The organism is Zoogloea sp. GDB6, assembly GCF_056724105.1.
The window spans coordinates 4,281,340-4,293,353 of record NZ_CM161497.1 but is presented as its reverse complement, the minus strand read 5'-3'; the positions used below and the strand labels follow the sequence as shown (position 1 = coordinate 4,293,353).

The 12,014-nt window shown below is 61.1% G+C and carries 8 protein-coding genes; 7 read left to right on the top strand and 1 reads right to left on the bottom strand.

Going from position 1 to position 12,014, the window contains the following annotated elements; all coding sequences use genetic code 11:
- The first annotated feature begins 210 nt into the window (after window positions 1-210).
- The 5 genes from AC1PQG_RS19485 to gmtX are packed head-to-tail and all read left to right on the top strand — an operon-like array spanning window position 211 to window position 7,506.
- Window positions 211-630 (top strand): VPA1267 family protein, encoded by a 420-nt coding sequence (locus AC1PQG_RS19485; protein WP_481119456.1) that lies wholly within the window; start codon window positions 211-213, stop codon window positions 628-630.
- The gene (locus AC1PQG_RS19480; protein WP_481119455.1) at window positions 627-2,840 is read left to right on the top strand and encodes an AAA family ATPase; all 2,214 of its coding nucleotides are present in this window, start codon (window positions 627-629) and stop codon (window positions 2,838-2,840) included. The genes AC1PQG_RS19485 and AC1PQG_RS19480 overlap by 4 nt, the downstream gene beginning before the upstream one ends.
- Window positions 2,831-4,231, top strand: coding sequence for a gamma-mobile-trio recombinase GmtY (gene gmtY, locus AC1PQG_RS19475; RefSeq protein ID WP_481119454.1), 1,401 nt, complete (start codon window positions 2,831-2,833; stop codon window positions 4,229-4,231). The genes AC1PQG_RS19480 and gmtY overlap by 10 nt, the downstream gene beginning before the upstream one ends.
- Before the next feature lie 9 nt (window positions 4,232-4,240).
- The gene (gene gmtZ, locus AC1PQG_RS19470) at window positions 4,241-6,847 is read left to right on the top strand and encodes a gamma-mobile-trio integrase GmtZ (RefSeq protein ID WP_481119453.1); all 2,607 of its coding nucleotides are present in this window, start codon (window positions 4,241-4,243) and stop codon (window positions 6,845-6,847) included.
- A complete protein-coding gene (gmtX, locus tag AC1PQG_RS19465; RefSeq protein WP_481119452.1) occupies window positions 6,844-7,506 on the top strand; it encodes a gamma-mobile-trio protein GmtX in 663 nt (220 codons plus the stop codon). The genes gmtZ and gmtX overlap by 4 nt, the downstream gene beginning before the upstream one ends.
- A gap of 322 nt (window positions 7,507-7,828) precedes the next feature.
- On the opposite strand, the gene AC1PQG_RS19460 is transcribed toward gmtX, so the two are convergent.
- Window positions 7,829-8,335: a hypothetical protein gene (locus tag AC1PQG_RS19460; RefSeq protein WP_481119451.1), complete on the bottom strand. Its 507-nt coding sequence runs from the start codon at window positions 8,333-8,335 to the stop codon at window positions 7,829-7,831.
- Between the two features lie 420 nt (window positions 8,336-8,755).
- On the opposite strand from AC1PQG_RS19460, the gene AC1PQG_RS19455 reads away from it, so the two are divergent.
- Window positions 8,756-9,073: a helix-turn-helix domain-containing protein gene (locus AC1PQG_RS19455; protein WP_481119450.1), complete on the top strand. Its 318-nt coding sequence runs from the start codon at window positions 8,756-8,758 to the stop codon at window positions 9,071-9,073.
- A gap of 287 nt (window positions 9,074-9,360) precedes the next feature.
- The gene (locus AC1PQG_RS19450; RefSeq protein WP_481119449.1) at window positions 9,361-10,494 is read left to right on the top strand and encodes a hypothetical protein; all 1,134 of its coding nucleotides are present in this window, start codon (window positions 9,361-9,363) and stop codon (window positions 10,492-10,494) included.
- The last annotated feature ends 1,520 nt before the right edge of the window (window positions 10,495-12,014 follow it).

The window sequence follows — 12,014 nt, the reverse complement described above, 5'->3', positions numbered from 1 at the left end:
TGCGGCACGGGATGCCCGCGGGCATCCCGCCAGCAGTCCCCAAAAAGCAAAACCCCCGGCAAGTCTTATTACCCCCAGCCGGGAATACATCGTAAGCGGTTTTAGACTGTAATCTCTCTCGAACACCCCTCTCGCAGGGGTGTTTTTTTGTCTTGAGTTTTATAAAGCTAAGCCTTAATGTTACATCTTATGTAAAAAGAAGGGCATGCGATGAATGGGCAAGAGCGCGCGGAGCAGAGCTTTCTGGCCTTCCAGACCTGGGCGACATCCAGGACCGATGCCGACTTTCGGGAGATGGTCACACAGGGACGGCTGAATCGCGGCGAAATCTGCCGGGAGTGTGCCTTCAGTCGTTCGGCGCTCGTGCAGAATCCGCGCATCAAGGAAGCATTGCACGAACTCGAAGCGCAGCTTCGGGCGCGAGGCATTCTGCCTGCCCAGACACCGGTTGCAGCCGTGCCGCTGCGTCAGAAGGGTCAGATGCAGGCCGTGACCGAAGCGGAGCGGCTGCGCAAGCTTGAAGCAGAAAACGCCGGACTTCGCGCCGAGCTGTCCGAACTGCGGCGCAAGCTCAAACGGTTCGAGGCGATGGACTCCCTGCTTGCTGAAACCGGACGGCTCGCACGATGACCGAGACTATCCTCCTGCGGGTACTGCGTGTGCGCAGCCGGTCGGACAAAGCGACGCTCTTCTCGGGACTCGCTATCGACGAAACGGGGCTACTCGTGGCCGACGCCCCGCGATATGGAGTGATGCTGCCCTCTCGCCGGGCGGTCGCAGAGGTCGAGCAGGGCCAGTGGTGGCGGCTGGGGGGCCAGGTGGTGCCGATGGAGTACGAGATTGACGGCTACCGCGTGGTTGAGCACCGCATCACCGCGACCGACGCCGAGCTGGTGCGCCCCAGTGGGGAACACATCGTCCAGTTGCTGGCGACCAGTCCGGCGTTTCCGGGCATCGGTGAAGTCAAGGCAAGGCGGCTGTGGGAGCGGTTGGGCGCATCGCTGTACGACAGCCTCGACCAAGCCGATGCGGACACGCTGGCCAGCGTGGTGGGGGCCGAACTGACGCAGGGGCTGCTCGCCGGCTGGCGCCAGTACGGGGATGCAGCGGTACTACGCTGGTTCCAGCGTGTTGGCTTGAGTCTGCGCCTGTCACGCAAGCTCCTGGACGTCTATGGAAGCGCGGCGCTGGCTGAGGTCGAAGCCGACCCCTACCGGCTGCTCGCGTTCGGAATGAGCTGGACAGCGGCGGACACCCTGGCCCGTGAGCACTTCGGGCTTCACGCCCACGACGAACGCCGCCTGGCCGCCGCCGTGGAAGCGGTGATGTATCAGGCGTTCGATGCGGGGCATACCTGCTGCGAGCGCCGGGAGGTGGAGGCCGCGTTGGCGCGGCTGGTTGGCAAGGCACAGGTGGCTCCGGCCCTGGAATTCGCGCAGTCCAACCACTGCGTCCACCTCTCAGGGGACCGGTTTCATGCCCTCGGCCCCCAACTCCTTGAGCAGAGCGTTGCAACTGCGCTCAGTGCCCGGCTTGGAAGGGAGGACGCACTGGCGGCCCCATGGGACGTGGAGGCGTTCATCACCCGATTCGAGCAGGACGAGGCCGTCGCGCTCGGGGTGTCCAACTTCACCTTGAACGCCGCACAGCGCGAGGCCGTGCACGCGGTGGCGCGCCTTCCCCTCGTGCTCATTACGGGCGGCGCGGGCGTGGGCAAGACCACGGTGCTCAAGGCTGTCGAAGCCCTGCTTGAGCAGAGCGACCAGCACATCTACGCGATGGCCCTCTCCGGTCGGGCGGCGAAGCGACTGGCCGAAGCCACGCATCGCCCGGCGATGACGATTGCCGGATTCCTCCGCAACGTTGCACAGCAGGGGCTTCCAGAGAACAGTGTGCTCGTTGTCGATGAGGCGAGCATGCTCGACATCTTGCTGGCCTATCGGTTGCTGGGTGCCATTCCGGCATCGTGCCGCCTCGTCTTCATCGGGGACCCGTTTCAGCTGCCGCCGGTAGGGCCGGGCCTGACTCTACATGCACTGGTCAGCGTTCCGGCGGTGCCTCGGGTCGAGCTGACCGAAGTGCGACGCTTCGGCGGTGCGATTGCCACCGGGGCTCGGGCGGTGCGCGACGGGCAATGGCCGGCGCTACCCGTCGCCGCGGACGAGGCGCTGGCGTTCCTGCCTTGCGCGCCCGATGCGCTGGCGGATGCGGTGCTGCGGCTGTATCTGGCCGACCCCGCAGATACACAGGTGCTGACCTTCACCCGTGAGCGTGGCGTGGCTTCAGCCAAGGCACTCAATGGCCTGTGTCAGCGTGCCCTGCATGGAACCTCGCGCCGGCTGCTCGCCTGGAGCGAAGAACGAGAGCGTCATGAGGATACGGGCCTGCGCTTAGGCGAACCGGTGCTGTGTACCCGCAACCTGCACGCGTGGGGCCTGCAGAACGGTAGCCTCGGTCGCATCGATAGCATCGAGGACCCGCCCAAGCCACTCGATGGCCCCGATGGCGAGCCGAAGGGCGTGGCGCTGGCGTGGGTGCGCTGGGACGACGGCGAGCGCCGGCCGGTGACCGAGGAAGTGCTCGACACGCTGGAACTCGGCTACGCGGTGACGGTGCACAAGGCCCAGGGTAGCCAGTTCGAACGCGTGCTGATTCCGGTCTATGCGGCGCACAACCTGGACCGGACGATGCTCTACACGGCCATGACCCGTGCAAAAACCCAAGTCATCCTGGTGGGCGACCTGGAGGTGGCCCGCCGTGCCGTCGAGGCGCCGCCGCATGCGTCCCACCGCCAAGTGGCCTTGGCCGAGTTGATGACGGAGTCCACTGCATGTTCGTAACCGTCAAGGCCCGCGTCTATACCGATGCCACGGGCGTCTACACCGAGATTCCCGCCTTGCTGACGCCGGCCGGTGTGCTGGAGCCGCTGCTCGACTATTGCTTGTATCGCAGCCACGACCGCAGCCTCACCTGGATGTCGAAGGTGACCCGCTCGGTCCGGATGTTTCTTGAGTACCTCCAGACCAACCCCGCTGAGCACGATACTTACCGCCTGTTCCAGAACTTCGCCCAGCGGCTCTACACCGGAACCTTCGACCGCGAGACGGGACTCGACCCCAGCGGCCTGTGCTGGGCGCCGCGCTCGCCACAGGATGCGTCGCACATCATCACCCATCTATCCGACTTCTTTGATTGGCTCGGCGAGATGCGCCCCGAGGCCGCCAAGGTGAATCCGCGATATGCAGGAGGCGCCTTTGACCGGCAGGCCGACGAGGCCGCCTATCAGTATCGGCGCAACAAGGCTTTCCTCGGCCACACGTGGGCCAAGAATGCATCTCCCGTCGTCGCTGGACACCGCGTGCGCAGCCAACGCTTGCCCAAAGTCGAAAAAGGGGAGCCTCCGGCCTTCCCGGAGGAGCGCTTCGAGGAACTGCTGGTCAAGGGGTTCTGCGCGGCGGGACGCCAGGACTATCGCGGCATGCTCATCACCTTGCTGCTGCATGGCGCGGGATTCCGCGAATCGGAGCCCTTCCATCTCTACATCCCGGATGTGCTTCCAGACCCCGCTAATCCGCGCCAGGCCTTGGTCCGCATCCACCACCCGAGCCATGGTGCCGCTCCCTCTGATTGGCGTGACGAGCGGGGTCGGCCGCGCAAGGGCAATCGGTCGGAATACCTCGCCCAGCAGTTCAGCCTTGTGCCTCGCACCGAACTCATGGACAGCCGCCACGCCGGGTGGAAAGGCGGCATGCACGATGGCCCCTACTACAAGCAGGCGTATTGGTTTGTACCGGAGTATGGCGAGTGGTTCCTGCAGCTCTGGCACTGCTACCTGGAGCAGGTCGCGCGCATCGACCGCGACCACCCCTTCGCCTATGTCAATCTGGGTCGCGCGCCGGTCGGCGGGATGTATTGCCTCGGTCAGTACAACAAGGCCCATGCCGCCGCCTGCGAGCGCATCGGGCTTACGGTCGGCAAGGCGCTGGGCACGACGCCGCACGGTCACCGTCACGCCTACGGCCGCCGGCTCAAGAACGCCGGCATCGACAAGGCGCTCATCCGCCGCTTCATGCACCACGCCTCGCCCGAAAGCCAGGAGGTCTACACCCAGCCGAACACCCGTGAGGCGTTGACGGCGCTGGAGGCTGCAGCCCAACGGCTTCGGGCCACGCACGCCCGGACACCGTCAGCTCCCGGGCTGTTGCTCCCAGGTGTCGAACATAACGACTGAGAATTCGTCATGACTGAAAAGAAGAAAACATCCGCATCCGGAGCCTCTACGCTCCCGGGGCCAAGGAAGAAAGGGATTAAGCGCGACACGGACACGTCCCTCGGCTGGGTAGCACGGGAGTATCCGCAGCTCGAACCGTGGCGGGTCCTGGCGGTGGAGTGGATAAAAGGCGAAACACACGGGGTATCCCTTCGGCTCGAATCACTGGTAAGGTTCTTCGAACGCTACCTCGTCCAGCAGAGCTTACCGCTCGACCCGGCGGGGTTCCTTGCGCGCACTACCGTCCTGCCTGACTTCTACCGGACGGCGTGCCCTGATTCGCCGGTCGGCATCTATTCCAACAACATCATCCACGACTTCCTGCACTTCGTGCTGCTGCGCGAGTTCAGCGAAGCTGACGACAGCGGGCAACCGGTGGTCTCGCCGGCGTTCCACAACCCGGTGCCCCGAATGTCCCAGAGCGGCTTGCCCCGGCGCGACGAGAGCGTGCATTCCCCGCTCCCCTATGGCTACATCGACGAGTTGCGCCAGATGCTGGCGGCGGGGCCGCACTTCCGCAACTGGCAGTGGGCGCAGAGCGCACTAGGGGCCGAAATCGGCCAGCGCGGGCGTGGCGGACCCGACTGGTTCGAGGTGACCGAAGAGCAGATTGACCGGGACGACCCGGATTGCGTGTGGCGGGTCCGAAAACTGAGTCCGAGCTACCGTGGCGGTCAAGTGCTGGAGCTGTGGAGCCCGGTGCGCTGGGTGGCGCTGCTCGTGAAGCTCATCCTGCCGCTTCGCACCCTCCAGGTTCGCATGCTCGACTCGGGCGAAGCGGATACCTGGCGCTATGCGGACGGCGACTGGTCATTGAACTTGAGCCGACTCGCACAAGGAAGCGAACGGCGCCCCTTGCAACAGGGCGTATTTCGCCGCAGTACCTCGCTCGCCGATGGCGAGGCGGTCTCGACCATACTCTACGTCAATACCAACAAGACCGCGGACATCGCCAAGTCGGGGCCTGAGAAAGGATACATCCTGCCGTGGTCCTCCGGCGGACCGGTGCATCAGGATGTCTTCTACTGGCTGGAGAAGCTACGAAACTGGCAGGAAAAGTACAACCCGATTGCGCGGCGCACGTCGTGGGCGGAACTGGATGGCCGCCACATCAAGGCGAAGAGCGACGTACAACTGGCGGGCTATCCTGACGCCTGCTTCCTCTTTCGCTTACCTGAGGTTGGTGAGGAGGAGTTTCTGCCTATGCGGGAAAGAGCATTGGATTGCTGCTGGTTTGCGTTGCTTGAAGCACTGGAACTGCGGCTCGCCGACGGGGGCGAGACCCATCGCAACGGCACACCGATTCGTTTCCTTCCGCCGCTGGAAGAACAGAACCAACGCCTGACGACCCTGTTTCCTCTGCACAGCCTGCGCGTTTCCCTCATCACCGCGTTGGCGCTCGAAGGCCAGGTGCCGTTCCCCGTGCTGCAAAAGCTTGTCGGCCACAGCCGCCTGCTGATGACGCTCTATTACACCAAGCCCGGTGCGACGCATATCCGTGACGTACTGCTCGGTGCCGCCGAGCGGCTGGAAGCTACCAAGGAAGCGAGCATCCAGAATTTCCTGCTCGACACCAAGCACGAGGAACTCTTGGAGCGCGCCATCTGCAACAGCGTGCCTAGCCTCGCTACTGCCATTCCGCAGCATCCTGCGGCGCGTCACCCGGTGGGCTGGATGCCGATGCACCACGGCCTGTGTCTGGTCGGCGGCAACACCAGTGAGGTGGAGGACAACGGTACCGTGGGCGGCTGCCACAACGGCGGCCCGAACCTAGGCTCGCCTTCAGCCCCCAAATACGGCCCCGTTCCAGGTGGCAGCCGCAACTGCGTGCGCTGCCGCTGGTTCGTGACAGCGCCGCATCACCTGCCGGCACTGGCCGCCCACTTCAACACGCTCGCCTACCACTTCGACGAGGCGCGCAACGCCTGCCTTGCCCGAGAAAACGACCTCCAGGCCCTGAAGAAGGACAAAGCCGACGCTGAAGAGGCCGGTCTGCCCTTCGCCCAGCTGGACGCCTACCGGCAAGCCGAGCGGGTTTGGGAGAGTGCGATGAAGCGCTTCAGCGACCTGGCTGAAGACTTGGTAGCCTGCTGGCGCCTCATCGAACGCTGCAAGGCGGCGCTCGAAGCAAGCAATCGCGACAGCACGCACTTGGTGGCCGCTGGCACGGTAACCGACGTGCAGGCCATCTTCGAAGAAACTGAATCGGAGCTGCTGCAGCTTGCAGGCGTGTGCGAAAACATCGAGGTCTATCCAGACCTCGAGCCCGGCAAGGCGGTGTTCCGCCGCAGCCAGTTGCTCGACGCGGTCCTCTACCGTGACGACCTGCAGCCCGTCTTCATGCTATTGAGCGAACAGGAGCAGCTGCTCGCCGGCAACGCCTTCATGCGGCACCTTGCCCAGCAGATGAACCCGGAGAATCCCGCGCTCGGCCAACGCGAAGTGATTCGCCTGATGGATGCCGGCGTGCGCCTCAGCCAATATTTTGAGATGGACCTCGCCTCGCTGCTGCCCACTGTCAATCCGGTCCCGGCGATGTCTACCGGTCGACAGTCTCTGCTGGGAGATGAAGCATGAACGGGACAACCGACATCCACCCGGACGCGGTCTTCGAGGCCCTGCTCGCCAAGGCCGTGAGGTCGAACCGGCGGGCGAATCTCGAGAAGATGCACGAGCTCTGTCGCAAGCAGCACGAGACCGGCTCGCGCGACTTCTCGCTGCCAGCCATCGGTCGGTTGGCCGAGGCCGAAGGCATCATGAAGGGTCGTGCGCTCTACAATGCCCAGTCGGCAGACTACAAGGCGCTCATCGAAGCCTGGGGTGCCTACGCCGGGCCACCTACGCCGAAGCCGCCGAAGACACTGGCGAGCCACGACTACCTGATGCGCATCGAGGACCCGGCCATCCGCTCCATCATGCAGGCCATCATCGCCGAGCGTGACAAACTCAAGGCGCAACTCAACGTGCTGAAGGCCAACACGCAGGTCACGGTCGACCGCCGCCCGCTGGGCGCAACCATCTCGTCCGCGCCCGGGGCGCAGCCGGTGGCAGTCCTCGACCTGTCTGCGCAATTGACCCCGTCCGAACGCGAAGCGTTGAAGACGGCGGTGTCGGCGGACTATCTCGAGGAGCGCGGTCTGAAGGAAGGCAGCCACGGTGAAATCGTCAACGAGCGCGGCCGGACAGTGTTTGAGGTCGGCTTTGCCCGGGCAATTCGCAAGGTTCTAGGCAACTGACCCGCGCAGGGCTGCTTCCGGGGGAATAGGAGCGAAGCGACGCCATCCCCGGCAGCAGCCTCACGGCGAGTGCGGGGACTGGGGCAGCGCCCCAGGTGTTGCGACTGGCCATCAGAGCTCAGCAAGCGATTTGGCGTTGATTGACAGTCTTCATCAGAAGGCGTGACTCACGCTTCGCTCAACTTCTGGCGGAATGCCCCACCAGAGCAATGGTACAGCCGCCTGACGGCAGCTCGGTGGAGAAGTCTCTTCAAGCCTCACACACAGAAATTCTGACACTCCCACCGGGACACCTCAGGTGTGAGTGCTATCAGACCGCAAGTCAGCGCTCAGCAGACCACGCTTCTGCTAGGTGACGTACCCGGTCATACAGCCCGGATGAGAAGGCTTCGAGCAGCGTTAGCCCCCCCAGCCCACCGTGTGGTCTGCTCCAGAAAATGAATTTGCCGACCTCGTCTTCGCCTTTAAGGGCGAGACATACGGTTTTAACTGTTTCCGCTTCGAGCTTAGTGAACACCGCTGGGTAATATCGATTCTTGCCGACCTTGATGGAAAAGAGCTCTCCTCGACGCAACGCTTGCTCTAAAGCTTGCCTGCTGCGCCCCCAAGCCTCGGCCAAGGTCGACGACGGCACCAGCTCTCCACTTCTTACCCACCCGATTCTGACGGCCTCCCCTTGTTGTAGGAGCTCAGCCCAAGCATGGGCAACTGCAGGCGCGGAGCCCATGTCATCGCTTGCTGACTTAGTGGCGGGCGGCGCCGGCACATCCCCGGCAATCAAGCACTGCTCAAGTTGTTCGTGCCGCGCTTGGATTGCCTTCATGGCCATACGTAACTCTGCTATCTCACGTTGCAAACGGTCTTGCCGAAAACTCATTTGACGTGTGTTTAGAGCCGTCACGCCGGTCAATTGCTGCCGGCGAAGCTGCAAACCTCGCACGGCTGCGGTTCTTTTGTGTGGCTTGACGCTTTGCCCGGCTGGAGCATGCAACACCAGATTACGCGCCGTCGCTGGAGCCACAGGGTGTCGTAGGGCTGAACGAAGGAGCTTTGTCTTGTCCGTCATCACCCAACATTAGATGAGATGGGCAATCTAAGCAAGATAAGCAATTTGTCGTCTGCCGAGCCTGCTAACCCAGATTGAGAAGATAGAGCCAACCCTATAAATCCTAGCTTGATAGGATTTATAGCCTATTTGCGTCACAGGCAACCTATAATCCTAATCAGGCAGGTTTATAGGAGTGGCACAGTGCGGCGCGTGGTCCCTAAAGAATTTCCATCAGACCCTGTGCTCCATACCGGGAGTGACTTAGGGGCCTACATCCGGGCTGCACGGACTCAAAGTGGGCTAACGCTGGAGTATGCCGCTCTCGCTGTCGGCATCGCCAAGCAGACAATGCAGGACATCGAGACGCACCCGGAGACTGTGGCCTTTGGCACCGTGCTGATGGTAGCTCGAGAGCTAGGCGTATCGCTCCTTGCTATCCCTTCCGAGCGCGTCGGCCCTACTCGACGATTGATAGAGATGGCACAGGGTGCCGATACCCAGGCCTTAGACCATGCATGAGGCTTGGCCTTGTTCCGCCGCTGTGTTTGGACCTAGTGCATAGCCACATCCGCAAAGTGCGTCACAGTCCAAGGGGCTTGGCCAAAGCAGCGTAGTTTCGCCGGTATGAATCGTTGGGGACACTGGAGTGGCTGAGATTCAGGCCCTACGTGGCTTTTATCGACGACGAAATTTCGGGGGTGCCTCAATCGCCGAATTCCTTACGTGTATAAACTGTGACCAGCTGGCAGAAAGCCTTGCCTGCAGCCACCCGTATACCCTCAGAAAAACAGCCTTTCAGCGTATCCATGACCTACTTTGTCGACATTTTCTCCGTCGAAACCTATGAGGCGTTCTCGAAGACGCCAAAGACCATCGCAGGCTTCCATCCAAAACGGAGGGCCTGGCTTACGAAAATCAAACCAGGTGACAAAATCCTTTGCTACCTGAAAGGATTGTCTTGCTGGGTAGGGATGCTGGAGGTCACGGGACCGATGGCGGAGGTCATGTCCGGCGATGAAGTGATTAGCGATTACACCCTCCAGTTTCCGGTGACGCCCTTGGTCTGGTTGGAGAAAGGGACACTCATACCCATCAAGCGGCCTGAGGTTTGGGCGGTCCTTTCTTTTACCAAGGACGTAACGCCCGGCACCGGTGGCTGGAATGCGGTCCTACGCAGCAGCGGTGTCCGCCTGCTTGAAGAGGACGGTAAGGCGGTGGATGCCTTCCTGCAAGAACAGCTCCAGAAGCTGGTTCCCGATGAGATAACTAACGAAGCGTGGAGCAAGCATCAGGGCTTCAAGATTACGACTAGCCAGGGCGAGACTGTGGCAGTTCAGATACCTTTGCCCGAACTGGAGTCCGAGCCTGGTATTGAGCCTGCACCCGCAGCCAGCACGACGATTGGAGAAGCGCCGACGGTTAGGACATCCCACAAGATGCAGGCACTTCTTGCCGATATAGGCTTGGCGATGGGGTTCCAAGTTTGGATTCCCAAGGCGGACAAAGATGCGGTCTCTTCAGAGATGACTAACCCCGAGCTGCTTGTTGCCCTGCCCTACACCCAGTTCTCCGAACCAGCCCTTAAGACAGTAGAGCAGATAGACGTGCTCTGGCTGCAGAAGAAAACCATTGTTCGCGCTTTTGAAGTTGAGCACACCACGGCAGTCTACTCGGGCATCCTGCGTATGGCCGACCTGCTCGCGTTGCAGCCGAATTTTCATACGAAACTGCACATCGTGGCGCCGGAGGAGCGGCGAAAGAAGGTATTTCAGGAACTGATGCGCCCAGCCTTCTCCATATTCCCGCAGGGGCCCCTGTCAAAGTTGTGCACATACCTGCCGTATGAAGGGGTACAGGAGTTGGCGGGAAATCCAAATCTCGAGTATTTGAAACCAGAGGTGTTGGACAAATTTGAAGAGCTTGCTGAGGAACAGGAGTAAACCGACCGAAGCTCAGTTTTTCGTCTTTCACTGGAGCGTGCATGGCGGGAGGCTGGCTAATGACCGCAGTCCGCCGCATTGCCGAACCTCCCGACCGAATGAAGGCAACCCACTGCAGAAGCTTCATTCGTGGCCTCTATCGAGGCTAAACGCGCTCGGCAAACAAGTGCTGTGAGATGCCTTAGCACATACATGTGAGAGTGGTGGCCATCGCTCCCTACGCTGCGTAGTCTCAGGGCACGACCAGCCCCTTAATTCACACTATACCCGTACGGGGTCATCGGGCTCGAAATCATCTGGTGTTCTTCCATCGGCGAGCCAAGTGACCATGACGGCTTGGGTTGTCGATGACTTCACAAAAAACTCTTGGCTCAACGCGTCATAGAAACGCGTGCCCACTTCCAGGTCTGAAAACTTCTTTCGTTCGGTGGGGTGTGACGAAGTCATTACGATACCTCCAACAGCTAAGTTTGCGGCAATGCGCTGACAAGGTGTCTGAGGTGCCGCAGAGCAAAAAGGGCCGCATCATACCGATGAACTTCTCAGGTAGGGACAGCATGAGGCCTTGGGGACGGCAAATATTGTGCGGTACTTGACTGGTCGGTTAGGCCTAGTGACAACGTGTCGCCGGCAACAACCGGCCATCAGACGTCAATCAAGCAATTTGGCTTCGATGACAGTTTTCATCAGAAAGCTGACTCACACTTCGCTCAATTTCTGGCGGAATGCTATATGACCCTTTTCGGTGGAAGTGACCGGGCACTGATGGGCTGCGCATGGACTTCGCCCGGAAAAGCCTCTGCGACCGGTACTTTTCGGGGTGTGGGGACATGACGTGCACGTCACAGTGACCAGAGGGGGTATGCGCCGTATACTTCAGTTCCAGCTTGGTCCAGCCGACTGCATCTGGTTGAGCCGGCACTGCATCGAGGTAAGATATGATGGTTAATGAACTTGTCTATCGTTTCTGCGTAAGAGAAAAGCTAGCCCAGGAACGCGCAGAGAAGAGTCGCCCCATCTTCATCACGCGTATTCACCTCAGCGAAACCGTAGCTCACGAACGATACGAAGTCATTGAGCGGCTGGAGCATACGGCGCGTAACGCCCGTTTGAACGAGCCCCTCTCCGGGCTCTCATAACCGCAGGACCGGCGTTAAGCGACGCGGCTCAGGAGCCCTGCGAAACCAGGTGTCTCAGCAACACGTCCGACTCAATGGCCGTGTGGCCCAGGCGCTCGACGGCATCGAAGCGCGCTCTCGCGAGCGCTTCACTCAAGGACGACTGCTATCTGTAACTCCACGATATTTTGGAGCGTGGCTCTGCGGGGTGCCGAGTTGCTGAACGTCCTGTCTTCAGTGAGTTACGCACTGCTTCTCGTATTGATGTCAAATCTACGGGTAAACACGTAGATTTTTTTGGAAAAGACTCTTATAGTCGAACAGTCACGAGAGGGGATGGTTGGTACGCTTGAAGAAAGTAAAAATCCTGGCAACCAACCGCAGTGAGTGAGCTTAGGGGCT

What these genes read in the sequence shown, in the direction of transcription:
- AC1PQG_RS19485 (WP_481119456.1), top strand. Translation starts at nt 211, where the DNA reads ATGAATGGGCAAGAGCGCGCGGAGCAGAGCTTTCTGGCCTTCCAGACC.
- AC1PQG_RS19480 (WP_481119455.1), top strand. Translation starts at nt 627, where the DNA reads ATGACCGAGACTATCCTCCTGCGGGTACTGCGTGTGCGCAGCCGGTCG.
- gmtY (WP_481119454.1), top strand. Translation starts at nt 2,831, where the DNA reads ATGTTCGTAACCGTCAAGGCCCGCGTCTATACCGATGCCACGGGCGTC.
- gmtZ (WP_481119453.1), top strand. Translation starts at nt 4,241, where the DNA reads ATGACTGAAAAGAAGAAAACATCCGCATCCGGAGCCTCTACGCTCCCG.
- gmtX (WP_481119452.1), top strand. Translation starts at nt 6,844, where the DNA reads ATGAACGGGACAACCGACATCCACCCGGACGCGGTCTTCGAGGCCCTG.
- AC1PQG_RS19460 (WP_481119451.1), bottom strand. Translation starts at nt 8,335, where the DNA reads ATGGCCATGAAGGCAATCCAAGCGCGGCACGAACAACTTGAGCAGTGC.
- AC1PQG_RS19450 (WP_481119449.1), top strand. Translation starts at nt 9,361, where the DNA reads ATGACCTACTTTGTCGACATTTTCTCCGTCGAAACCTATGAGGCGTTC.